General features: G+C 42.2%; 20 protein-coding genes. 17 read left to right on the top strand and 3 right to left on the bottom strand.

Features of this window, described 5'->3' with window-relative positions; genetic code table 11:
• The first annotated feature begins 57 nt into the window (after nucleotides 1–57).
• The 6 genes from P7J49_RS02350 to P7J49_RS02375 all read left to right on the top strand — a co-directional run bounded on the left by P7J49_RS02350 (nucleotide 58) and on the right by P7J49_RS02375 (nucleotide 6,145).
• Nucleotides 58–1,761, top strand: coding sequence for an acetolactate synthase large subunit (locus tag P7J49_RS02350; protein WP_024387508.1), 1,704 nt, complete (start codon nucleotides 58–60; stop codon nucleotides 1,759–1,761).
• The gene (gene ilvN, locus P7J49_RS02355) at nucleotides 1,754–2,230 is read left to right on the top strand and encodes an acetolactate synthase small subunit (protein WP_002942256.1); all 477 of its coding nucleotides are present in this window, start codon (nucleotides 1,754–1,756) and stop codon (nucleotides 2,228–2,230) included. The genes P7J49_RS02350 and ilvN overlap by 8 nt, the downstream gene beginning before the upstream one ends.
• 140 nt (nucleotides 2,231–2,370) lie before the next feature.
• Nucleotides 2,371–3,393 carry a ketol-acid reductoisomerase gene (gene ilvC / locus P7J49_RS02360; RefSeq protein WP_009910803.1) on the top strand — a complete coding sequence of 341 codons (1,023 nt, stop codon included), beginning with the start codon at nucleotides 2,371–2,373 and terminating at the stop codon, nucleotides 3,391–3,393.
• A 294-nt stretch (nucleotides 3,394–3,687) separates the two neighbouring features.
• Nucleotides 3,688–4,938 (top strand): threonine ammonia-lyase IlvA, encoded by a 1,251-nt coding sequence (gene ilvA / locus P7J49_RS02365; protein ID WP_408569182.1) that lies wholly within the window; start codon nucleotides 3,688–3,690, stop codon nucleotides 4,936–4,938.
• Nucleotides 4,939–4,947: 9 nt separating this feature from the next.
• Nucleotides 4,948–5,850, top strand: a complete 903-nt coding sequence (locus P7J49_RS02370) for an SPFH domain-containing protein (RefSeq protein ID WP_002942264.1) — start codon at nucleotides 4,948–4,950, stop codon at nucleotides 5,848–5,850.
• A gap of 85 nt (nucleotides 5,851–5,935) precedes the next feature.
• On the top strand, nucleotides 5,936–6,145 hold the full coding sequence (locus tag P7J49_RS02375) for a hypothetical protein (RefSeq protein ID WP_009910800.1): 210 nt from the start codon (nucleotides 5,936–5,938) through the stop codon (nucleotides 6,143–6,145).
• 126 nt (nucleotides 6,146–6,271) lie between these two features.
• Here the strand turns inward: P7J49_RS02375 and P7J49_RS02380 are convergent, their stop codons facing one another.
• Both P7J49_RS02380 and P7J49_RS02385 read right to left on the bottom strand, forming a co-directional pair.
• Nucleotides 6,272–7,015: an amino acid ABC transporter ATP-binding protein gene (locus P7J49_RS02380; protein ID WP_024389055.1), complete on the bottom strand. Its 744-nt coding sequence runs from the start codon at nucleotides 7,013–7,015 to the stop codon at nucleotides 6,272–6,274.
• A complete protein-coding gene (locus P7J49_RS02385) occupies nucleotides 7,008–8,573 on the bottom strand; it encodes an ABC transporter substrate-binding protein/permease (protein ID WP_408569184.1) in 1,566 nt (521 codons plus the stop codon). Before P7J49_RS02385 ends, P7J49_RS02380 begins: the two co-directional genes overlap by 8 nt.
• A gap of 352 nt (nucleotides 8,574–8,925) precedes the next feature.
• Here P7J49_RS02385 and P7J49_RS02390 point away from each other — a divergent pair, with 352 nt between their 5' ends.
• The 9 genes from P7J49_RS02390 to sufB all read left to right on the top strand — a co-directional run bounded on the left by P7J49_RS02390 (nucleotide 8,926) and on the right by sufB (nucleotide 18,991).
• Entirely contained in the window at nucleotides 8,926–9,879 is a 954-nt protein-coding gene (locus P7J49_RS02390) for an IS30-like element ISSpn8 family transposase (RefSeq protein ID WP_408569186.1), read from the top strand.
• 65 nt (nucleotides 9,880–9,944) lie between these two features.
• Nucleotides 9,945–10,781, top strand: a complete 837-nt coding sequence (locus P7J49_RS02395) for an undecaprenyl-diphosphate phosphatase (protein WP_014638628.1) — start codon at nucleotides 9,945–9,947, stop codon at nucleotides 10,779–10,781.
• Nucleotides 10,782–10,908: 127 nt separating this feature from the next.
• Entirely contained in the window at nucleotides 10,909–11,631 is a 723-nt protein-coding gene (gene mecA / locus P7J49_RS02400; protein ID WP_044759840.1) for an adaptor protein MecA, read from the top strand.
• Nucleotides 11,628–12,800 carry a glycosyltransferase family 4 protein gene (locus tag P7J49_RS02405; RefSeq protein ID WP_024414291.1) on the top strand — a complete coding sequence of 391 codons (1,173 nt, stop codon included), beginning with the start codon at nucleotides 11,628–11,630 and terminating at the stop codon, nucleotides 12,798–12,800. The genes mecA and P7J49_RS02405 overlap by 4 nt, the downstream gene beginning before the upstream one ends.
• A gap of 511 nt (nucleotides 12,801–13,311) precedes the next feature.
• Nucleotides 13,312–14,085: a Fe-S cluster assembly ATPase SufC gene (sufC, locus tag P7J49_RS02410; RefSeq protein WP_408569188.1), complete on the top strand. Its 774-nt coding sequence runs from the start codon at nucleotides 13,312–13,314 to the stop codon at nucleotides 14,083–14,085.
• A 16-nt stretch (nucleotides 14,086–14,101) separates the two neighbouring features.
• Nucleotides 14,102–15,364: a Fe-S cluster assembly protein SufD gene (sufD, locus tag P7J49_RS02415; RefSeq protein WP_408569240.1), complete on the top strand. Its 1,263-nt coding sequence runs from the start codon at nucleotides 14,102–14,104 to the stop codon at nucleotides 15,362–15,364.
• 3 nt (nucleotides 15,365–15,367) lie between these two features.
• Nucleotides 15,368–16,591, top strand: a complete 1,224-nt coding sequence (locus P7J49_RS02420; protein ID WP_408569190.1) for a cysteine desulfurase — start codon at nucleotides 15,368–15,370, stop codon at nucleotides 16,589–16,591.
• On the top strand, nucleotides 16,578–17,018 hold the full coding sequence (gene sufU, locus P7J49_RS02425) for a Fe-S cluster assembly sulfur transfer protein SufU (RefSeq protein ID WP_029187381.1): 441 nt from the start codon (nucleotides 16,578–16,580) through the stop codon (nucleotides 17,016–17,018). Before P7J49_RS02420 ends, sufU begins: the two co-directional genes overlap by 14 nt.
• A 557-nt stretch (nucleotides 17,019–17,575) precedes the next feature.
• Entirely contained in the window at nucleotides 17,576–18,991 is a 1,416-nt protein-coding gene (sufB, locus tag P7J49_RS02430) for a Fe-S cluster assembly protein SufB (RefSeq protein WP_029171028.1), read from the top strand.
• Nucleotides 18,992–19,353: 362 nt separating this feature from the next.
• Here the strand turns inward: sufB and pbp3 are convergent, their stop codons facing one another.
• The gene (pbp3, locus tag P7J49_RS02435; RefSeq protein WP_332424643.1) at nucleotides 19,354–20,595 is read right to left on the bottom strand and encodes a D-alanyl-D-alanine carboxypeptidase PBP3; all 1,242 of its coding nucleotides are present in this window, start codon (nucleotides 20,593–20,595) and stop codon (nucleotides 19,354–19,356) included.
• Nucleotides 20,596–20,809: 214 nt separating this feature from the next.
• On the opposite strand from pbp3, the gene P7J49_RS02440 reads away from it, so the two are divergent.
• Nucleotides 20,810–22,600 (top strand): oligopeptide ABC transporter substrate-binding protein, encoded by a 1,791-nt coding sequence (locus tag P7J49_RS02440; protein ID WP_024376440.1) that lies wholly within the window; start codon nucleotides 20,810–20,812, stop codon nucleotides 22,598–22,600.
• A gap of 377 nt (nucleotides 22,601–22,977) precedes the next feature.
• On the top strand, nucleotides 22,978–23,976 hold the full coding sequence (locus P7J49_RS02445) for an ABC transporter ATP-binding protein (RefSeq protein WP_024379505.1): 999 nt from the start codon (nucleotides 22,978–22,980) through the stop codon (nucleotides 23,974–23,976).

Here is a 23,976-nt window from a genome sequence, read left to right on the forward strand (position 1 = left end):
TTCTACTTCCTTGTGATATTATAGTAGATAACAAATTTGCAGAGAGGAGGAATATTCGTGCAAGAAATTCAACTAGACCAACCGCGTTCGGGGTCCTATCTCATTTTGGACACCCTGCATCAGCTAGGAGTAGACCTTGTTTTTGGTTATCCTGGTGGGGCAGTTTTGCCTCTATATGATGCTATCTATCAATATGAGGGAATCCAGCATATTTTGGCTCGTCATGAACAAGGAGCGGTCCACGAGGCCGAAGGATACGCTAAATCATCAGGAAAGGTGGGCGTAGCCATTGTAACCTCTGGGCCAGGAGCTACCAATGCCATTACTGGAATTGCGGACGCAATGGGCGATAGTGTTCCTCTTTTAGTTTTTACTGGTCAAGTCGCAACACGTGGTATCGGTAAAGATGCTTTTCAGGAAGCTGATGTCCTAGGGATGACAATGCCGATTACCAAGTACAATTACCAAATTCGGGATACGGCAGATATTCCTAGAGTCATCACAGAAGCTCTCCATATTGCAACAACGGGGAGACCGGGTCCCGTTGTTATTGATGTTCCAAAAGACATCCAAGAAAGAGTTGTTGATTTTTATCATGACCCAACTCTACACCTACCAAGTTATCAGCCAACGATTGAACCAAATGGTTTGCAGGTTAAGAAAATTTTGAAACAGCTTAGCCAAGCTCAAAAACCAGTTATATTGGCTGGTGGTGGTGTCAATTATGCAGATGCCAATAAAGAATTAGTTGCCTTTGCAGAGCGCTACCGTATTCCAGTAGTTTCAACCCTCCTTGGATTAGGTGCAATGCCCATTGAGCATGAATTATCCTTGGCTATGGGGGGGATGCACGGTTCATACGCTGCCAATATGGCTATGGATCAGGCTGATTACATTATTAATATTGGAGCGCGATTCGATGACCGCCTAACAGGAAATCCAACAACCTATGCGCCAAATGCGACGGTAGCACATATTGATATTGACCCCGCAGAAATTGGTAAAGTTGTCAAAACGGCTATTCCAGTAGTGGGCGATGCTAAGGCAACCTTGAAAGCTCTGCTTGCTTTAGAAACAGTCGAAACAGGCTATGCTGATTGGACGGCACAAGTATTGGAAAACAAACGTCGGGCGCCATTTTGGTATGATGAAGATGAAAAGGTTATTAAGCCACAGGCGGCAATTGAATTAATTGGTCAGTTGACGCAAGGGGATGCCATTGTCGTGACAGATGTTGGTCAGCATCAAATGTGGGCTGCCCAATTCTACCCCTACAAACATGCACGTCAACTTGTAACATCTGGTGGCATGGGGACCATGGGCTTTGGTATTCCTGCGGCTATCGGCGCCAAATTAGCCAATCCAGATAAAGAAGTAATCATCTTTGTTGGTGATGGCGGCTTCCAAATGACCAACCAAGAATTGGCTATTTTGAATGGCTATGGTGTACCGATTAAGGTCGTATTGATTAATAACCACTCTCTTGGCATGGTTCGTCAATGGCAGGAATCCTTCTATGAAAAGCGTCGTAGCCAATCTGTATTTGACGATGAACCGAATTTCCAATTGTTGGCGGAGGCTTATGGAATTAGTCATTATAGTTTTGACAATCCAGCGACTCTAAGTGAAGACATGAAAGTTATCTTAGAAGATAAACCAATGCTCATAGAGGTTCATATTTCTAATCGTGAACATGTTCAACCGATGGTGCCAGCAGGTAAGAGCAATGCAGAAATGTTGGGGGTGAAGTTCAATGCGTAGAATGTTAACAGCTAAATTGCGAAATTCATCTGGTGTTCTGAATCGTTTTACAGGTGTCCTATCTCGTCGCCAAATCAATATTGAGTCCATCTCCGTCGGCCCAACAGAAGTAGATGGCATCTCACGTGTGACGGTGATTGTAGACGTGGCTAGTCACGATGAGGTCGAACAAATCATCAAACAGCTGAACCGCTTGATTGATGTGGTTCGAGTACGTGACTTAACGGACATACCCCACTTAGAGCGTGAGGTGATTCTTGTCAAAATTTCAGCTCCGCCAACAAAACGAGCAGAAATTTTAGCGATTATCCAACCCTTTAGAGCAAATGTTGTCGATGTGGCACCTCACTCTATTACCATCCAAATGACAGGTGACGGAGATAAGATTGACGCCCTCCTGCGCGTGATTCAGCCTTACGGCATTAAGAATATCGCAAGAACGGGTGCGACTGGCTTTAGTAGAGACTAATCCTCTTCGATAATCAATCCTATACTGCGTTGACTTGGCTTGATGAACGTTAGTTCTATCTTCGTCTGCATCGCCTAGTCTAGCCTTCATTTTCTTTGAGCATCCAACCTTATAAATAAAAAAATAGAAAAGAGAATCTTATGACAGTAACAATGCAATATGAAAAAGATGTAACAGTAGCAGCGCTTGACGGTAAACGTATCGCCGTTATCGGTTATGGTTCACAGGGGCACGCCCATGCGCAAAACTTGCGTGATACAGGCCATGATGTTATCATCGGTGTGCGTGCCGGCAAGTCATTTGACAAGGCAAAAGAAGACGGTTTTGAAACTTTTGAAGTGGCAGAAGCAGCAAAACAAGCCGATGTTATCATGATCTTGGCTCCAGACGAAATCCAAGCAGACCTTTACAATGAAGAAATCGCTCCAAACTTGGAAGCAGGGAATGCCCTTGGTTTTGCCCATGGTTTCAACGTTCACTTTGAATTTATCAAGGTACCAGCAGATGTGGATGTCTTCATGTGTGCACCAAAAGGTCCAGGTCACTTGGTCCGCCGTACCTTTGAAGAAGGTTTTGGAGTACCAGCCCTCTATGCTGTTTACCAAGATGCAACTGGCAATGCAAAACATATTGCAATGGACTGGGCAAAAGGTGTTGGTTCAGCCCGTGTTGGTCTTTTGGAAACAACTTTCAAGGAAGAAACGGAAGAAGACTTGTTTGGTGAGCAAGCTGTTCTCTGCGGTGGTTTGACAGCCCTTATGCAGGCAGGTTTTGAAGTCTTGACAGAAGCAGGTTATGCACCAGAATTGGCTTATTTCGAAGTTCTCCACGAGATGAAACTTATCGTTGACCTTGTCTACGAAGGTGGCTTTAAGAAAATGCGCCAATCTATTTCAAACACTGCTGAGTTTGGTGACTATGTATCAGGTCCACGTGTGATTACTGATCAAGTCAAAGAAAATATGAAAGCAGTTCTTGCGGATATTCAATCTGGTAAATTTGCAAATGACTTTGTAAATGACTATAAAGCAGGTCGCCCACGTATGGAAGCATACCGTAAAGAAGCAGAAAATCTTGAAATTGAAAAAGTTGGTGCAGAACTCCGCAAAGCAATGCCATTTGTCGGACGCAATGATGACGACGCATTCAAAATCTATAATTAAACACTATCATGGTAGATAGGATGATAGTCAGCTTTACTTTGAGTGATGGCAATACATTTAAGGTTTGAGTTGGCAGATGAGGGGATGTCATTCCCTTTTTCCCCTATCTCCGAAAATGAATAAAAGAGCTGGTTTTCCCAGCTCTTTTGCCCATTTTGTTCATAAATAGACCTTTACAAAAATAAACATTCGTTTTCTGTTGAACAACATGCTAGTAGCTTGAATATAAGTCTAATTGCTAGGATTTTTCAGGGAATATTGGTACAATAAATATAGAAAGAAATTAATGGAACTATGATTACAGCAAAAAATGTAGAACAAGCATACTCCGTTCTTAAGCGCGTGGTAGTACGTACCCCCTTGGATTATAGTCGATACTTGTCGGAAAAATATGGTGCAACTATTTATTTAAAAAGAGAAAATGAACAGCGTGTTCGCTCTTTTAAAATTCGAGGAGCCTATTATGCTATTTCACAATTGACAGATGATGAGAAGTCACGCGGAGTGGTCTGTGCTTCGGCCGGAAACCATGCTCAAGGTGTGGCCTACACCTGTCAGGAAATGCAAATTCCTGCTACGATTTTCATGCCCATTACAACTCCGCAACAAAAAATAGGGCAGGTTAAATTTTTCGGAGGAGACTACGTAGAGATTCGGCTCGTAGGAGATACCTTCGATGAGTCAGCTAAGGCGGCACAAGATTATACTCTGGAAAGTGGGAAAACCTTTATAGACCCATTCGATGATGAAAATGTGCAGGCTGGTCAGGGAACAGTAGCTTATGAAATCTTGGAAGAAACGGAAGAGCAAACCATTAGTTTTGACCAGATTTTAGTTCCCATAGGAGGAGGTGGTCTGGTTGCAGGCGTTTCGGCCTATCTGAAAGAACATGCACCTGAAATTAAGATTGTTGGTGTTGAAGCAAGTGGGGCACGGTCAATGAAAGCGGCTTTTGATAAAGGTCGTCCGGTTAAATTAGACCAAATTGATAAATTTGCTGACGGTATTGCGGTACAGAAAGTCGGTAAGTCGACCTACGAAGTGGCTCGGAAATACGTAGATCGGCTGATTGGTGTGGATGAAGGATGGATTTCCGGGACTATTTTAGACCTCTATTCTAAGCTGGGTATTGTTGCTGAGCCAGCAGGAGCAGCAACGATTGCAGCTCTTGAGGTAGTCAAGGACCAAATCAAGGGGCAAACCATTTGTTGTATCATTTCTGGTGGTAATAACGACATCAACAGGATGCCGGAAATGGAGGAACGTGCGCTTATCTACGAGGGAATTAAACACTACTTTGTTGTTAATTTTCCACAACGTCCAGGGGCTCTTCGTGAATTTGTAAATGAAATTCTAGGGCCAAATGATGATATTACTCGTTTTGAATATATCAAACGTGCCAATAAGGGAACAGGACCGGTTCTAATCGGTATTGCCCTAGGAGATAAAAAAGATTATGCGCAGTTTATTTCTCGCTTGGAAGAATTTGATCCCCAGTACATCAATCTTCATGAAAATGATTCGCTTTATAAAATGCTAGTTTAGGAGGTCATTATGGTGCTTGGTCCAATTGTTTTTATTGGTAGTTTCTTGTTTTTTGTACTGATTGCTTTGATTTTGATTGCTTCAGGGCTATACGTTGTTAAGCAGCAGACGGTCGCTATTATTGAGCGCTTTGGGAAATACCAAAAAACATCTACTTCAGGTATAAACTTTAAAATACCATTTGGAGTCGATGTCATCGCAGCCCGCATTCAATTGCGGATGTTGCAAAGTGAAATTGTGGTAGAAACCAAGACGCAGGATAACGTTTTTGTCACAATGAATGTGGCAACTCAATATCGAGTAAATGAAAATAATGTGACGGATGCCTATTACAAACTCATGCACCCAGAAGCACAGATTAAGTCCTATATTGAAGATGCCCTGCGTTCATCTGTGCCTAAATTGACCCTGGATGAGCTCTTCGAGAAAAAGGATGAGATTGCACTTGAGGTACAAAAACAAGTAGCAGAAGAAATGTCAACCTACGGTTATGTTATTGTCAAAACCTTAATTACCAAGGTAGAGCCAGACGCCGAGGTTAAACAATCTATGAATGAAATTAACGCAGCTCAGCGGAAACGGGTTGCGGCCCAGGAATTGGCAGAAGCTGACAAGATTAAAATTGTCACAGCAGCAGAAGCGGAAGCTGAAAAGGATCGCTTGCATGGTGTAGGTATTGCACAACAACGTAAGGCGATTGTAGACGGACTGGCAGATTCGATTCGTGAACTGAAAGAATCAAATGTTAGCCTATCTGAAGAGCAGATTATGTCTATCTTGCTGACCAACCAATACTTGGATACTCTCAATAATTTTGCACAAGGAGGTAATCAAACTATCTTCCTTCCAGGGAATCCGGAGGGGGTCGAAGACATAAGGACGCAAATACTATCATCACTTAGGGCAAAATGATGGTAAAAACCGAACAATTTACTTGACAAAATAGGTTTAACTGTATTATACTTAATTGCACGAATAAAAAGGAAAGGGGTTTCTCATGACAAGTTACGAAAAAGTAGCCGCAGTTGTTGGCTGGGTTCGTGAAAAGAAAATCACAGGTTACCGTATCAGTAAGGAAACAAATGCTCGTGAAATGTCAGTTATCGCTCTTGCACAAGGTCGCGCTAAGATTGACAATATTTCATTTGCAACTGCCTTGGGTTTGATTGATTTTTACGACAAAAACCACAAGAAATTTGAAAACTAATCTAAATGGTTTCATTTAGAGATGTCCAAAAAGGAGGGGAATTCTGCGAATTCCTCTTTTTTTAGTCTAAAAAACTTACCAGCTTTGAAACTGGTAAGTAATAGTCTTCTATGGAACAGATTGAGTTTATCCAAGAAAACGCTGAAGGAATTCACGTGTGCGTTCTTCCTGTGGATTTTCAAAGATTTGTTGAGGGCTGCCTTCTTCGGCGATGACACCCTTATCCATAAAGATAACGCGGTCAGATACGTCACGGGCAAATTCCATTTCGTGAGTTACGATAAGCATCGTCAATCCTGATTTTGCCAAATCTTGCATGGTTTTGAGAACTTCCCCAACCATCTCTGGATCGAGAGCAGAAGTCGGCTCATCAAAGAGGATAACTTCTGGGTCAACAGATAGGGCGCGTGCAATGGCCACACGTTGTTTCTGTCCACCAGAGAGTTGACTTGGTTTGGCTTGCCAGTACTGTTCGGTCATGCCAACCTTGTTGAGATTTTCCTTGGCGATTTTCTCTGCCTCAGCTCGATCTCGTTTCAGTACCGTAGTTTGTGCTACAATGGCATTTTCCAATACATTTAGATTGTTGAAAAGGTTGAAGGATTGGAATACCATACCTAGTTTTTCACGGTAAGTCGTCAAATCATATCCTTTAGCCAAAACATCTTGTCCGTGGTATAGAATCTGTCCTTCTGTTGGTGTTTCCAAAAGGTTGATAGATCGGAGGAAGGTTGATTTTCCCGAACCAGATGAACCGATGATTGAGATAACCTCGCCCTTTTCAACGCTAATAGAGATGTCTTTGAGGACTTGATTTTGTCCGTATGATTTCTTTAGATTATTGATTTCAAGAATTACATTTTTAGTCATGTGGCACCTCGACTTGCATTTGGTTTGCACCTGTTGTGTATGTATCTGTATCAAAATGCTTTTCAACTGCGCGTAAGATACGTGTCACAGTAAAGGTTAGGATGAAGTAGATAATAGCAATAACCGTAAAGGTTTGGAAATATTGATAGGTTTGGGTTGCGACAGTATTTCCTGAGAAATAGAGTTCAACAACTGAGATAACGTTCAATACAGAAGTATCTTTGATATTGATGACAAATTCATTACCAGTCGCTGGTAAGATGTTACGAATAACCTGTGGAAGGACAATCTTACGCATGGTCTGATTGTGGGTAAATCCGAGAGCAGTAGCAGCTTCAAATTGGCCCTTATCGACGGCAAAGATACCACCGCGGACAATCTCACTCATGTAGGCACCTGTGTTGATGGATACAATGAAGATAGCGGCAAGTGTGCGGTCAAGATTGAGTCCGAATGCTTGGGCGGTACCATAGTAAATAACCATGGATTGTACAATCATCGGTGTACCACGGAAAATTTCGATGTAGATATTGATAATCCAACCGAGCACTTTTTGACCAATAGCAAGTGCCTTGTTTGCTGCTTTTGGAGCTGTACGGAAGACACCGATGAGGAGGCCGATAGCAGTACCGATAATTGTACCGAGGATGGAAATGAGTAATGTCATCCCAGTTCCACGCAGAAGTTGTTGCCAGTTGTTAACAACAATATTCCAAACTTGGGCGAAGAAACTAGGTGTTTCGCCCTCGCTGGCTTCTTCAACGGGCTGGTTTTCAATCATATCATCCATAAGTGCGATTTGCTCTTCTTCTGAAATAGTTGCTAAGACTTCGTTGACCTGAGTGATACGCTCGTCATCTTTGCGCATACCGACAGCAATGGTCACGTCTTCGGCATTGGTTTCAAAACTGTCTGCCAATTCAACCATTTTGAAAGCTTTATTTGCAGCTTCTGCTGTACGACCTTCTGGACGTTCAGAAACATAGGCGTCTATAATGCCAGATTCTAAAGCTTGACGGATTTGGGAGAAATCTCCCATGGCAGTCTGTTTGTTAGCCCCTTCAATTTGGTCAATCAAATCATAGAGGTAAACCCCTTGCTGGGCAGTGATTTTTGCGCCAGCAAAATCTTCCAAGCTGGTTGCATTTGTGTACTGACTATCAGAACGAACAACCAGGGTAGGAATTGAGGTGTAGTAGCTATCTGAGAAGGCGATTTCTTTCTTGCGCTCTTCTGTAGGGCTCATACCGGCGATAATCATATCGATTTTACCAGATGTAAGAGCAGGGACCAAGCCTTCCCACTTGGTTTTAACAACCAAGAGTTCTTTGTCCATGGATGCAGCGATTTTTTTTGCGACCTGAACATCATATCCGTTGGCAAATTGATTGGTTCCCTCAATAGGAACGGCACCGTTGCTATCATCTTCTTGGGTCCAGTTAAATGGTGCGTAGGCGGCTTCCATACCGACCCGCAGGTATTCGTCTGCCCGAATCCCTGTTGTTACAGAAAAAACAGCGATTAGGGTCAGCAGAAATATACTGAGTTTACGTTTCATAATGTCTCCTTTAAAATGCTATTACACCATTTTATTAAAAATTCTGACAAATTTCAATATCCTTGTACTATGAATAGGGAGTTTTTTTATGATTGAAAGTTCTATAATGAAGTTAGCCACCTTACCTTAGTCAAGAATTAGATGCTTCACTATATGTGAGTAAGTTGATGATTTCATTTGATAACAGGCTTGAAGCTGTTAGGCTAGTTGCCCAAGGCTAATTATAGCCTTGGTTTAGCTGAAAAAACAGCTTCAAGGGTTCCTGTTGTCAAATGAAATGTGATTTAAGGTATAAGAAAACACCTCTGTGCTATACTTGTTGTTCACCACAAACACAAGGAAAGGCACAGAGATGCAAGAACATTATACCCCAAAAGGGAAACATTTGACAATAGATAACCGTCGCTTGATTGAGCGGTGGAAGAATGAAAATAAGTCCAATCGTGAAATTGCAGGCTTGTTAGGAAAGGCGCCTCAAACGATTCATAATGAAGTCAAAAGAGGTACAACTTTACAACAAGTGAGAAAAGGGCTATACAAAAAGGTCTATTCTGCCGATTACGCACAAACTGTTTACCAATCCAATCGAAAACGGTCGGTTAAAAAGATAATCCTAACGAAAGAAATGAAAGAGAAGATTTTACACTATCATAAGCAAAAATTTTCACCTGAAATGATGGTTATGAAGAAGCAAGTGAAAGTAGGGATTTCAACTATTTACTACTGGTTTCATAATGGTCATTTAGGATTGACGAAGGCCGACATGCTTTATCCCAGAAAAAGAAAAGGTGTCAAGAAGCAAGCCAGTCCGAACTTTAAGCCGGCTGGTAAATCAATCGAAGAACGTCCTGACGTTATTAATCTGCGCTTGGAAAACGGTCATTATGAGATTGATACCGTCCTACTGACTAAGATGAAAAATTATTGCCTGTTAGTCTTAACCGACCGGCGGAGCAGACACCAAATTATAAGGTTAATTCCAAATAAAACTGCTGAATCTGTCAATCAGGCGCTTACGTTACTATTAGGGGAGCATCGTATTCTGTCCATTACTGCAGATAATGGTTCGGAATTCAAACGATTGTCTGAGGTATTTCCTGAGGAACATATCTACTACGCACATGCTTACTCTTCATGGGAGAGAGGTTCAAATGAAAATCATAATCGATTAATTCGGAGATGGTTACCTAAAGGAACCAAGAAAACGACTCCGAAAGAAGTCGCTTTTATCGAAAATTGGATTAACAACTACCCTAAAAAATGCTTGGACTACAAGTCGCCAAGTGAATTTCTTTTGGGTGGCTAACTTCAACTTGAAATTTGGGGTTTTTTTATGATATAATGTAGAGAATTGATGAAAAGGAGCTTTTTATGCTATTGGAATTGTTGAAAGCCATTTTTTTAGGAATCATTGAAGGGGTAACGGAATGGTTGCCAGTTTCTTCAACTGGGCATTTAATTTTGGTTCAAGAGTTCGTGAAATTAAATCAAAGTAAGAACTTCTTAGAAATGTTTAATATTGTCATTCAGCTAGGAGCAATTCTAGCAGTTATGACCATTTACTTTAAAAAATTGAATCCATTTCAGCCTGGAAAAACCAAGCGTGATATTCAGTTGACTTGGCAATTATGGGCCAAGGTTGTCATTGCCTGTATTCCGTCCATCCTAATTGCAGTCCCGTTGGATAATTGGTTTGAAGCGCACTTCAATTTTATGGTACCGATTGCGATTGCTTTGATTGTCTACGGTATTGCCTTTATTTGGATTGAGAACCGTAACAGAGGTGTAGAGCCACAGGTGACGGACTTAGCGAAAATGTCTTATAAAACTGCCTTGTTGATTGGGTGTTTCCAGGTCTTAAGCATCGTTCCGGGGACTAGTCGCTCAGGTGCGACCATTCTGGGAGCAATCATTTTAGGGACCAGCCGATCTGTGGCGGCAGATTTTACCTTCTTCCTTGGGATTCCAACCATGTTTGGTTATAGTGGCTTGAAGGCTGTTAAATATTTCTTAGATGGCAATAGCCTGAATATGGAGCAGGTATGGCTCTTGTTAGTCGCTAGTGTGACGGCTTACTTGGTATCCTTAGTTGTTATTCGTTTCTTGACAGACTTTGTTAAAAAACATGATTTCACGGTTTTTGGTTACTACCGCATCATTTTAGGGGCGATTTTATTGGTTTATGCCTTTATCACATTTTTATTTTAAGAGCAGGGAGACCTGCTTTTCTTTTGTCTTTCGAGCTTGGTTTTAGTATAATGGTGGAAGATATGTATGAGTATTGAAAATGATCAATCAATTTTAAGAAATTGATGAATCAATGAATGAGGTAGTTATGAAAGTAAAGCAAATTAGTGATTCAACCTTGAAAATCACTATAAAATTAGATGATTTGGAAGAGAGAGGAATGGAACTTTCGGACTTTCTCATTCCGCAAGAAAAGACAGAGGAGTTCTTCTATACAGTTTTGGATGAATTGGATTTACCAATGACTTTCCGAGAAAGCGGTATGCTGAGTTTTCGTGTGACTCCGAAGCCAGATCGGGTGGACATCTTTGTTACCAAGTCTGATTTGGATCAGAGCTTGAATTTCGATGAATTTACAGATTTGTCGGAACTTGGTGATGTCGCAAGTATGACTCCAGATGAGTTTTTCAAGAGTTTGGAGCAAACCGTTCGTGAGAAAAGTGCACCGGATGCAACAGCCGTTCGTCATTTGGAAGAGGTAGAGCAAGAGGAAGAAGCAGGTGAAGAGGAGCAGGAGCGCTATATTTACTATATTTTGGAATTTCCAACGATAGAGGATCTGTTTACTTTTGTTGGTACGGTTGATTATCCAGTAGAAGAATCGGAATTATATAAAATGGATGGTCACTACTACTTGACCGTTCTTATCAATGTAGAAAATCGTTCCAAGCAGTATCCAGGCTACATTCTCTCACGAATGTTGGAATTTACCAATGATACGAAGTTGACCAGACCTGCTTTACAAGAACACGGAACTTTGATGCTTCCGCTTGCGGCAATCGAGGAGCTTAGGAAGGTTCCGACAGTATGATTCCTTTTGCTCTAAAATACATAATGGTCATTATTACAACCATGGTCATATCAGCCATTGCGACCCCCTTGGTTCGTTTTATGTCCCTGAGGGTTGGAGCAGTCGATAATCCCAATGCACGGCGGATAAATAAGGTACCCATGCCTTCAGCGGGAGGTCTGGCCATCTTTGTGGCATTTACCATTTCTGTCCTATGGTTTTTACCAGGAATTGTTACCCGTGTCAATTACCATGGCACTTACTTGCATTATATCTGGCCCCTGGTCCTAGCATCCAGCATTATCGTTCTTACGGGATTCATTGATGATGTCAAGGAGCTAAAGCCTGCTCCTAAAATGTTTGGTATTCTAGCTGCAGCGACGATCATTTGGATTTTTACGGAATTTCGTTTTGATAGCTTTAAGATTCCTTTTGGAGGACCTTTCCTTCAATTTCCTGTCTGGCTATCTTTTCTATTAACGGTCCTTTGGATTGTTTCCATTACGAATGCAGTCAACTTGATTGATGGTCTGGATGGTCTGGTTTCGGGAGTATCGATTATTTCCTTGACAACGATGGGAATTGTGTCTTATTTCTTTTTGCATGATAGCAATATTTTTTTGACCTTAACCATCTTTGTTTTGGTTGCGGCGATTGTAGGATTTTTACCCTATAACTATAATCCCGCCATCATTTATCTTGGCGATACAGGAGCCCTTTTCATTGGGTTTATGATTGGAGTCTTGTCCCTTCAAGGACTGAAAAATTCGACAGCTGTTGCAGTGGTTACTCCGATGATTATTCTTGGAGTGCCTATTACGGATACTGTAGTAGCCATCATTCGTCGAAAATTGTCTGGGCAAAAAATCTATGAAGCAGATAAGATGCATCTGCATCATAGATTGCTCTCTCTGGGACTTACTCATCGTGGCACTGTATTGGTGATTTACGCCATCTCTTTCTTATTCTCCCTGACCTCTCTTTTGCTCAATGTTTCGAGTCGAATAGGGGGGATTCTCCTATTGGTGACCATGGGACTGGGGATTGAGATTCTCTGTGAATTGATTGGCATCTTTGGTATCAATAGAACTCCATTGCTCAATCTTCTTCGGTTTATTGGTAATAGTAGTTACCGTCAAGAAAAAATCGCAAAGTATAAAAAGTGCTACGAAGAGAAAAAAAGAAAATAAGAATCTTTCTAAACAAGATAAGAGCCGTCAGGCTCTTTTTTTGATATAATATAGTGGATATGGTTAATTAATACTCAATGAAAATCAAAAGTAGCCTAGGAAACGAAGCCGAAGATAGAACTCTGTTACTATCTTATTTCAAGGTAACAGGCTGAAAACCTCCACTGGAGCTTTTCACTCATCAAGGTAAGTTGACAACGGATAATTTTGATTTTCGAAGAGTATAAAATCGTCAGAAAAGACTATTTTATAGATTAACACTCTCTGAAAATCATCATTAACAAGAAAAGAGGCTGGGCTCAAGCCCAGCACCGCTTCTCAAAGTTGGCGTCAATATCTCAGCGCAGTAGTGGTTAACAGCTCAACAACTAGAAATAAAGACTTGTTGACGAACTCTTCTATGAATGGTCGGGTTCTTTCCCACTGCCAAAGTTGAGTCTTGTCGGTGTATCTAGTTAGCTTGGTCAGTTAATGTGGTTTTTGAAGAGGAAAAAATGAAAAGGAGCACAGCATGTCAGTATTAGAAATCAAAGACCTTCATGTGGAAATTGAAGGCAAAGAAATCTTGAAGGGTGTGAATTTGACCCTTAAAACAGGTGAAATTGCAGCTATCATGGGACCGAACGGAACAGGGAAATCCACCCTTTCAGCAGCCATCATGGGCAATCCAAGTTATGAAGTGACCCAAGGTGAGATTCTGTTTGACGGTGTCAATGTTTTAGAATTAGAAGTCGATGAACGTGCCCGCATGGGACTCTTCTTGGCTATGCAATACCCGTCAGAAATTCCAGGCATTACCAACGCAGAGTTCCTTCGTGCCGCAATGAACGCTGGTAAGGAAGATGAAGACAAAATCTCAGTCCGCGATTTCATCACTAAATTGGATGAAAAAATGGAACTCCTCAACATGAAAGAGGAAATGGCAGAGCGTTACCTCAACGAAGGTTTCTCAGGTGGTGAGAAAAAACGCAATGAAATTCTGCAATTACTCATGTTGGAACCAACTTTTGCCCTTCTTGATGAGATTGACTCAGGTTTGGATATTGATGCACTTAAAGTCGTGTCAAAAGGAATCAATGCTATGCGTGGTGAAGGCTTCGGTGCCATGATTATCACCCACTACCAACGCTTGCTCAACTACATCACGCCAGACGTTGTCCATGTCATGATGGAAGGCCGTGTCGTGCTTTCAGGCGGACCAGAATTGGCGCAACGCTTGGAAAAAGAAGGTTATGTCCAAGTTGCAGCTGAGCTTGGCATCGACTACAAAGAAGATGACATTTAAGTCTTTGGAGGAAGCCATGACCAAAGAAAAGATTCAAGAATTTTCAGCCTTGCAGGCAGAACCAACTTGGTTGACAGACCTGCGCCTTAAGGCTTTTGACAAAATAGCAGAGCTGGACTTGCCAGTTATTGAGCGGGTCAAGTTTCACCGCTGGAACCTTGGTGACGGAAGCCTAGCCACAAATGATGAAATCGGAGCAGTACCAGATTTTACAGCTATCGGTGACAATCCTATGTTGGTCCAAGTTGGCAGCCAAACTGTTCTAGAACAGTTGCCGGTTGACCTTGTGGAGAAAGGTGTAGTCTTTACAGACTTTGCCTCAGCCATGGACATCATTCCAGATGTGCTTGAAAAATACATCGGCGCTGCTGTAGCCTACGACGAGCACAAATTAGCGGCTTACAACACAGCTTATTTTAACGCAACAGCGGTCCTCTACGTACCAGATAATGTTGAAATCGACCAGCCAGTTGAGGCCCTTTTCTACCAAGACAGCACTAGTCCAGTTGCCTTTAACAAACGTGTCCTCATCATCGCTGGAAAAAATACCAAACTAAACTACCTAGAACGTTTTGAAAGTCTAGGTAACGGAGCAGTTGCAACTTCAGCCAATATTGTCGTGGAAGTCATTGCTCTTGCTGGTAGCCAAATCAAGTTTGCGGCTATTGACCGACTTGGTAAGCATTTGGATACTTACCTCAATCGTCGTGGCTATCTCGGAAACGATGCAACGATTGACTGGGCGATTGGTCTGCTCAACGAAGGAAATGTGGTTGCCGATTTGGACAGCGAATTAAAAGGAAACGGCAGTCATGCCAACCTCAAAGTTGTCGGCCTTTCATCTGGTCGTCAGGTCCAAGGTGTGGATACGCGCGTGACCAACTATGGTCATAATTCGGTTGGTCACATCCTGCAACATGGGGTTATCTTAGAAAGTGGAACCTTGACTTTTAATGGTATCGGACACATTGTTCGTGGTGCCAAAGGCGCGGATGCCCAGCAGGAAAGTCGTGTCCTCATGCTGTCTGACAAGGCTCGCTCCGATGCCAACCCAATTCTCCTCATTGATGAGAATGAGGTCACAGCTGGACACGCAGCCTCAATCGGTCAAGTGGATCCAGAAGACATGTACTACCTCATGAGTCGTGGTCTGGACCGAGCAACTGCTGAACGCTTGGTTGTTCGCGGTTTCCTTGGCGCAGTCATTACCGAAATTCCTGTCAGGGAAGTTCGTGACCAACTGATTGCCGTGATTGAAGAAAAACTAACAAAGAGATAAGATATGGATTTGGAACGCATTCGCAAGGATTTTTCAATCCTAGACCAAGTTGTTAACGATGAGCCGCTGGTCTATTTGGACAATGCGGCGACTACTCAAAAACCGCAGCAGGTACTAGATGTGCTGGCGGATTATTACCAGAAGGATAATGCCAATGTTCACCGTGGCGTTCACACCCTTTCGGAACGGGCAACGGCTCGCTACGAGGCGGCTCGGCAGAAGGTGGCAGATTTTATCCAGGCCAAGTCTAGTAAGGAAATTCTCTTTACCAGAGGAACGACAACCGGTCTTAACTGGGTGGCTCAGTTTGCAAAGGAAATTCTCCAGCCAGACCAGGAAGTGATAATCTCAGTTCAAGAGCACCACTCCAATATCATCCCTTGGCAGCAAGCCTGTCAGCAAACAGGTGCTAAGCTCCGCTATGTGACCCTAAAAGACGGCGAGCTAGACATGGACCACCTGCGGTCGCTACTGTCTTCCAAGACCAAGTTCGTCTCCCTGGCCCACGTATCCAATGTCCTAGGCAGCGTGGCTCCTATTGGGGAAATAGCAGAGCTGGTGCATGAAGTCGGTGCCTACTTGGTGGTGGACGGAGCCCAGTCCGTTCCCCACATGGCCGTCAACGTGCAAGAATTAGACGTGGACTTCTATGCCTTTTCAGGTCATAAAATGTTGGGACCGACAGGAATCGGCGTTCTCTACGGCAAGGAAGAATTGCTCAATCTCATGTCGCCTGTTGAATTCGGTGGTGAGATGATTGACTTTGTCTATGAGCAGTCAGCCACTTGGAAGGAATTGCCTTGGAAGTTTGAAGCAGGAACGCCTAATATTGCAGGTGCCATTGGTCTGGGAGCGGCGATTGATTACCTGACGGAAATTGGCATGGACGCTATCCAGGCCCACGAGGCAGAGCTGGTTGACTATGTCTTTCCAAAATTGCAGGCTATTCCAGGTTTGACCATTTATGGCAGTCAGGACCTGTCCAAGCGGACGGGAGTTATCGCCTTTAACTTGGATGACTTGCATCCACACGACGTGGCAACTGCTCTGGACTATGAAGGTGTTGCTGTGCGGGCAGGTCACCATTGTGCCCAACCGCTTCTCAGGTACTTGCAGGTACCAGCCACTGTGCGAGCAAGTTTTTACATCTACAATACCAAGTCTGACTGCGACAAGTTGGTCGAGGCAATTATCAAGACAAAGGAGTTTTTCAATGGCCCTATCTAGATTAGATTCTCTCTATATGGCAGTTGTGTCTGAACACTCCAAGTCGCCTCGTCACCGCGGGAGCTTGGACGGAGTGGAAAAGTTAGAACTCCACAACCCAACCTGCGGCGATGTGATTGAACTGTCAGTCAAGATTGAAAATGGTCGGATTGCCGACATTGCCTTCGACGGAGTTGGGTGTACCATTTCAACCGCGTCGGCTTCCATGATGACCGAGGCTGTCCTTGGAAAAGAAATCCGTCAGATTCAAGAACTAGCAGAAATCTTCTCACAAATGGTCCAAGGGCAGGAAGATGCACGGCAGAAGGAACTAGGAGACGCCTCCCTCCTCGCAGGTGTTGCCAAATTCCCCCAACGCATCAAGTGTGCTACACTTCCATGGAATGCCCTGAAGAAAGCACTAGAACGCAGTGAAAGTGCTGAATGAAGGGGGACAGCGACATGAGCGATTTTGGTCGATAATACCAAAATCAGCGAATTAGCTTCAAAGGTTTGGGGAACCTTTGGAGGTTGGAAATGAAGCGAACGTAGTTCGTGTCATTGATAGAACTTAGCATTCGCTTTGCGAAACATGAATTCAAATAGCAAGTCCCAACCAAGTTTAGTGTCTTGAAGAAAGCAATCGAACATAGTGAGAGTGCTGACTGAGCATCAATATAGTCATTTAGTTTTTCTTTTATTACTTCGACGCAAGAGGAAACTCTGTTTCCTTATTTCCAACCTTCAACAGCCCACTGGACGATTGAAATTGCTTGCAGCTTTTGATGCGAACTTAGTTCGCTCCATTTCCAACCTCTAACTGTCTCCCAGACAGCTAGAGCTAGTACTAAAAGTAAACTAAAAGACTATAAATAAACAAAAAATGAAAATCATACAGAAAGGATTGTTCAGTTTCTGATTGGAAATGAAATTGAACTCGCCCAGCAAGTATTTAAGAGAGCGTAACTGCTATTTTCATACTTTTTGGGCTTAGTATCTTATATTATGTCAGAAGAAAGAATTGAACCAACCCCGATTGACCTTGGGGAATACAAATTCGGTTTCCATGATGAGAACGTGGAACTGGTGGCTTCGACTGGTAAGGGCTTGAGTGAAGAAGTCATTCGTGAGATGTCCCGTATCAAAGGCGAGCCTGAATGGATGTTGGAATTCCGTTTGAAATCCTACGAAACCTTTAAGAAAATGCCTATGCAGACTTGGGGAGCCGACTTGTCTGAACTGGATTTTGATGATATTGTTTACTATCAAAAACCGTCGGATAAGCCAGCACGTAGCTGGGACGATGTGCCAGACAAAATCAAAGAAACCTTTGAACGCATCGGGATTCCAGAAGCTGAGCGTGCTTACCTGGCAGGAGCTTCTGCCCAGTACGAATCAGAAGTGGTCTACCACAACATGAAGGAAGAGTACGACAAGCATGGCATTATCTTTACGGATACCGACACGGCTCTCAAGGAACACCCAGAGCTTTTCAAAAAATACTTTGGAAAACTCGTTCCGCCGTCAGATAACAAACTGGCTGCCCTCAACTCAGCGGTTTGGTCAGGGGGCACCTTTATCTACGTACCAAAAGGTGTCAAGCTGGATATTCCGCTTCAAACCTACTTCCGTATCAACAATGAAGGAACAGGGCAGTTTGAACGCACCCTCATCATCGTAGATGAAGGAGCAAGCGTTCACTACGTAGAAGGCTGTACAGCTCCGACCTACTCAACAGCAAGTCTCCATGCAGCGATTGTAGAAATCATTGCCCACGAGGGTGCCTATATGCGTTATACCACCATTCAAAACTGGTCTGACAACGTTTATAACTTGGTAACCAAGCGTGCCCGTGCCGAGAAAAATGCCACAGTTGAGTGGATTGACGGCAACCTTGGTGCTAAGACGACCATGAAATACCCTGCGGTTTACCTAGAAGGTGAAGGGGCACGTGGAACCATGTTGTCCATTGCCTTTGCCAACAAGGGTCAGGTCCAAGATACCGGTGCCAAGATGATTCACAACGCCCCGCACACCTCATCATCTATCGTGTCCAAATCTATTGCCCGTGGTGGTGGAGAAGTTAACTACCGTGGTCAAGTAACCTTTGCTAAAAACTCGGCCAAGTCAATCAGCCACATCGAGTGTGACACCATTATCATGGATGATATTTCCAAATCAGACACCATTCCATTTAATGAAATCCACAACTCACAAGTGGCCCTCGAACATGAAGCCAAAGTATCAAAAATCTCAGAAGAACAGCTCTACTACCTCATGAGCCGTGGCCTATCCGAATCCGAAGCTACAGAGATGATTGTCATGGGCTTTGTCGAACCATTCACAAAAGAACTCCCAATGGAATACGCAGTCGAACTCAACAGACTGATTGCCTATGAGATGGAGGGTTCAGTGGGATAGTTTGCCGCGAACTTGAACAGCTTTAAAGCTGTTCAAGCCCGTCAAACTCCCCACTGAAGTAGGAGATGAGGAGCGACGGCAGTCGCTCTTCTTTATAACCTTATAACAATTTCGTACCTTCCACGCTCGTCGTTTTCTGTAAGAAAACGATATGTAGCTAGGGGTTTCGTAGAAGCTCTCTCCAACCGAGGTTGAGCTTTTTGCCCAGCCTCTTCTTTGTAATTCAGATAACCTTGTGACTCAAATAGCTTTAAAGCCATTCAAACCTGTCAAACTCCCCACTGAAGTAGTAGATAAGGAATAGCGGATGTCACTCTGCTATAAAAAATAGTATGTCGAAAATCGTTCGACATACTATTTTTTTATAATTTTTCATTGACATAGCGGACAAATTGATTCCACCAAGAGAATGGCCAGGATGCTTCTTTCATATCGCTAGGGATAATCATATCGACACTAGCTTGCTCGGAAATATAACCTTTTCCAATGAGATCTTGATCTTTCAGTTGCAGTTTGCCAACCAGGGTCCCTGCTTTGAGGGGAGCATCAATTTCTTTTATATCCGTTGTGAAAGTTGCAGTGGGGACATTATCAGTTTGATTTCGTTGAACAACAGTTAAATCTGCTGCTGCAACAACAGGACTTGTTTCTTTTTCGCCATTGAAAACATTTATTTTACTATCTTCAAAAGCTTCACCTTTTTTTACTAGCGTAACAAGCGAAAAGTTAGAATAAACATAGTTCATTAAATCATTTGTCGCGACAAATCGATTTTCTGGAGAGGTCAGCCCATCAGTGGCATTCAATACTACTGTGATAATACGCATACCAGCTTGTTGAGTTGTTGCAAGAAAACTTGAACCTGCTGAGTTTGAGGTCCCTGTTTTTAAGCCGTCAACCCCTCCACGAGCGTGAGTACCATCGCTTAGCATTTGGTTGGTGCTATAGTAAGTGTAGCCACCAAAATCGTAGGCGTTTAGTGAGGTAATGTCGAGTACCTGAGGATAGTCGAGTATTAATCGTCTTGCAATGATAGCAACATCTAGGGCTGAAAACATATTTACATCTTCAGGACTGGAGCCTGGATAAATATTTTCACCTAAGTCGGTATTGTCTAGTCCGGATACATTGACAATCTTTGCGTCGGTAATTCCCCATTCTTGGACTTTTGCTTTCATTCGATCCACGAATGCAGCTTCGCTACCGGCTATTTTTTCTGCCAGAGCAATAATAGCACTATTGGATGATGTTATTAAAGAAGCGTTTAATAGGTCTCTTACCGAATAGGACCGTTCATCAAGGTTGACGTTGCTTAATTCTGTATTAGAAGTGAGACTATAGGGATAATCAGAAATATCTACCATAGTATCTAAAGTGATCTCACCCTTTGCCAGTGCTTCGTAGACCAGGTAAAGGCTCAATGTCTTACTGATAGAAGCAATGCTTGCTTTGGTTTCGGCATCTTGCTCATACAAGATTTTGCCGCTACTTACTTCAACTGCGATAGCATGCTTAGCTGCAACAGAAAAATCTTCTGCCAAAATAGGTGTGGAAGTGAAAAAAAGAGCAATAACGGTAGTGAGTGTTAGTAAAAATTTACGCATAATCATTCCTTTGGCTGTTATTTTATTCTATTATATCACAAGAAATGTGAGAAAAATTTGGAAAAAATATGTAAAAAATAAGAAAATGCTGAAAATTTATGTTTTTACAAAATTTTCTGACAAAAAGACTTTATTTAAGAAAAATTTATGATATAATAAATTCTATAACGACATATGATTATGTGTCAAAGAAAAAGAAAAACAGAGGTGTTTTATGAAAAAGACAACAAAACTCTTTGCTTTAGCAGGAATTTCTCTGCTGTCGACAGCAGTTCTTGCTGCTTGTGGTTCAAAACAATCAGGTGCAGCAAAACAGGAATTGTCATTCCCATCTGAAGTAAAACAAGATGGAACAGCAGTCGCAGATGCTCAATTGAAATATGCATTTGTTTCAGCTACAACTTCATCAGGTCTCTTGATTGACGAGTTGACTGAAAACACAACTGACTCAACATTTGGTGGAATGGTTGATATTTCAATGTTTGGTTACGATGGAGATCGTAAGTTAGATGATTCTGGTCTTGCTAAAGCTGAATTTGATGTAAAAGGTAAGAAAATCACTGTTAGTTTGACAGGTAAAGATTACAAGTGGTCAGATGGTGAGCCATTTACAATCAATGACTACATCTTTACTATCAAGTCAATGGCAAGCAAAGACTATACAGGTGTTCGTTTTGACGATAAATTCTTGAACATTGTGGGTATGGATGAATTTGTTGCTGGAACAGCTTCAGATATCTCAGGTCTTAAGAAAATTGATGACTACACAGTAGAATTGACTGTAAAAGAAATGTCACCTTCTATGATGTATGCCGGTGGTGATGTACCTGCCTATATCCAACCAGAACATATCTATAAAGACATCCCTGTTGCAGATTGGGAAAAGAGCGAGTACTCACGTACAGCTAAACTTGTTGGTATGGGACCTTGGAAAATCAAGGAAATCGTAAACGGTGAGTCTATCACTTATGTACCAAACGAATACTTCTTCAAAGGTACAACGCCAAAAACAAGCTCATTGAAGATTGACATCGTATCTCCAGATACTATTGTTTCTGAAATGAAAGCTGGTAACTATGACATCGCAGATATGCCTGTTGACCAGTTGGATTCATACAAGGATGCTTCTAACTTGAATATCGTTGGTTCTTTGGACTCAGCTTATGAATACATTTCATTTAATTTTGGTAAATATGACGAGTCTGCTAAGAAAAACGTCATGGATGAAAATGCTAAGATGAATGATGTGAAACTTCGTCAAGCAATTGCCTATGCGATTGATACTAAGACAGCTGGTGAGTCATTGTACAATGGTCTTTACCACCCTGCAAACTCATTGATTATCTCATTCTTCGGCGATATTCATGATTCAGAGTTGGAAGGCTATTCATACGATCCTGAAAAAGCGAAAAAACTCTTGGAAGAAGCTGGCTACAAAGACGTAGATGGCGATGGTATCCGTGAAGGCAAAGACGGTAAGGAATTCAAGATTACCTTTGCTGCTCGTAAACGTACGGAAGCTAACGAAGCGCTCGTACAACAATACATTGCTTGGTGGAAAGAAGTTGGCTTGAATGTCGAACTTTACACAGGACGTACAGTTGAAGGTAAGTCGTTCTATAACTCAGTTCAGGCTAATGATGCTGCTATTGATATGTATGCTGGTGGATGGTCAACAGGTTACGATCCAAACCCAACAGGACTTTGGGGTCCAATCGCAGCCTTCAACATGTCACGTTTCGTGTCTGATGAAAATACTAAGTTGTTGAATGCAATCAGCTCAACAGAATCATTTGACGATAAGAAAAATGTTGAGAACTATAAGGCTTGGCAAAAATATGCTCACGAGCAAGCATTTGCTATTCCAACATTTGAATCTGAGTCAATCACAGCACTTAACAAACGTGTGAAAAACTATGATTCTAACTATGGTTCAGCTTCAGAAAAAGGTATCGCTTTTGAAAATATCGAACTTACAGCTGATAAAGGTGTAGCGGCAGAATAGTTTTATAAAGAAGATAATAGAATCTGAAAAAGCCAACTTGCTTGGCTTTTTTCAGATTGCTATTGGAATTTTCTGATAATTATGGTATAGTAGACTCAGTACACAAAAAATGAGTCACTACTAACAAAAACTCAAGATGGATCACATTAACCTACTCAATTTCTAATTGAGTCAGTAATAGGGATGGTCTTGATTTATGATTGGATATAGTACTTTTTTTACTTCTGGGTAACCGCTATCAAACGATAATTGATAGAAATATGTTATTCTAGAGTAGTTATATAAAGTCAGTTAATCAAACATTATATGAACTTGATAATCATAAGGATATTGAATTGATTGAGCTTGATTAGCTGGCACATAAAGGAGGAAAAAGCGTGGCTACCGAAAAACCGCTTTTAGACATTAAAGATTTACACGTCGGTTTCCGTATTGGAGATGATTATTTTGACGCTGTTGACGGTGTTGACATCTCATTGCAAAAAAATGAAATTTTGGCAATTGTAGGGGAATCTGGTTGTGGTAAATCAACTTTGGCAACGACCATTATGGGCTTGCATAACCCTTTGAATACCAAAATCACAGGAAGCATCCAGTACAATGATATGGAATTGATTGGTATGGATGAAGCTAAGTACAATACGGTACGTGGTAATGATATTGGTATGATTTTCCAAGATCCCTTGGCTTCTCTGAATCCATTGATGACGATTGGTGCACAGATTGATGAGGCGCTGTTCTATCACACTGATTTGGATGCCAATGCTCGTACAGAGCGAGTTTTGGAACTCTTGGCTCAGGTAGGTATTCCAAATCCTAAGCGGACATTTAAACAGTATCCACATGAGCTTTCAGGTGGTATGCGTCAGCGTATCATTATTGCGATGGCCTTGTCTTGTAAACCCCCAATTATTATTGCGGACGAACCGACAACAGCCTTGGATGTTACAATTCAAGCACAAATCTTGGATCTCTTAAATGATATTCAAGCGGAGACAGGTTCGGGTATTATTTTGATTACCCATGACTTGGGAGTAGTTGCAGAGACTGCTGATCGTGTGGCTGTCATGTACGGTGGTCAGTTTGTCGAAGTAGCGCCAGTAGAAGAACTCTTTACCAATCCAAAACATCCATATACACGTTCGCTCTTGAAGTCAAATCCTCAATCAGGTAGCGAAGGAGGCAATCTTCATGTTATTGAAGGTATTGTGCCGCCGATTACAAAAATGGTTCGTAAGGGTTGCCGTTTTGCTCCACGTATTCCGTGGATTGGAGCAGAGGCTCATGAAGAGAATCCGAGCATGCACGAGGTAGGTCCAAATCACTTTGTTCGTTGTACCTGCCATGAGACATTCTATTTTGAAGGGGAGGCCTAA

This window comes from Streptococcus suis (genome assembly GCF_046032515.1).
Lineage (GTDB): Bacteria > Bacillota > Bacilli > Lactobacillales > Streptococcaceae > Streptococcus > Streptococcus suis_AL.

Coding starts and splice junctions, on each gene's coding strand:
- P7J49_RS02375 (WP_009910800.1), top strand. CDS start 5,936: ATGACAAGTTACGAAAAAGTAGCCGCAGTTGTTGGCTGGGTTCGTGAA.
- P7J49_RS02440 (WP_024376440.1), top strand. CDS start 20,810: ATGAAAAAGACAACAAAACTCTTTGCTTTAGCAGGAATTTCTCTGCTG.
- ilvA (WP_408569182.1), top strand. CDS start 3,688: ATGATTACAGCAAAAAATGTAGAACAAGCATACTCCGTTCTTAAGCGC.
- pbp3 (WP_332424643.1), bottom strand. CDS start 20,595: ATGCGTAAATTTTTACTAACACTCACTACCGTTATTGCTCTTTTTTTC.
- P7J49_RS02390 (WP_408569186.1), top strand. CDS start 8,926: ATGCAAGAACATTATACCCCAAAAGGGAAACATTTGACAATAGATAAC.
- sufB (WP_029171028.1), top strand. CDS start 17,576: ATGTCAGAAGAAAGAATTGAACCAACCCCGATTGACCTTGGGGAATAC.
- ilvN (WP_002942256.1), top strand. CDS start 1,754: ATGCGTAGAATGTTAACAGCTAAATTGCGAAATTCATCTGGTGTTCTG.
- P7J49_RS02395 (WP_014638628.1), top strand. CDS start 9,945: ATGCTATTGGAATTGTTGAAAGCCATTTTTTTAGGAATCATTGAAGGG.
- P7J49_RS02385 (WP_408569184.1), bottom strand. CDS start 8,573: ATGAAACGTAAACTCAGTATATTTCTGCTGACCCTAATCGCTGTTTTT.
- ilvC (WP_009910803.1), top strand. CDS start 2,371: ATGACAGTAACAATGCAATATGAAAAAGATGTAACAGTAGCAGCGCTT.
- P7J49_RS02370 (WP_002942264.1), top strand. CDS start 4,948: ATGGTGCTTGGTCCAATTGTTTTTATTGGTAGTTTCTTGTTTTTTGTA.
- sufC (WP_408569188.1), top strand. CDS start 13,312: ATGTCAGTATTAGAAATCAAAGACCTTCATGTGGAAATTGAAGGCAAA.
- sufU (WP_029187381.1), top strand. CDS start 16,578: ATGGCCCTATCTAGATTAGATTCTCTCTATATGGCAGTTGTGTCTGAA.
- P7J49_RS02420 (WP_408569190.1), top strand. CDS start 15,368: ATGGATTTGGAACGCATTCGCAAGGATTTTTCAATCCTAGACCAAGTT.
- P7J49_RS02405 (WP_024414291.1), top strand. CDS start 11,628: ATGATTCCTTTTGCTCTAAAATACATAATGGTCATTATTACAACCATG.
- P7J49_RS02380 (WP_024389055.1), bottom strand. CDS start 7,015: ATGACTAAAAATGTAATTCTTGAAATCAATAATCTAAAGAAATCATAC.
- mecA (WP_044759840.1), top strand. CDS start 10,909: ATGAAAGTAAAGCAAATTAGTGATTCAACCTTGAAAATCACTATAAAA.
- sufD (WP_408569240.1), top strand. CDS start 14,102: ATGACCAAAGAAAAGATTCAAGAATTTTCAGCCTTGCAGGCAGAACCA.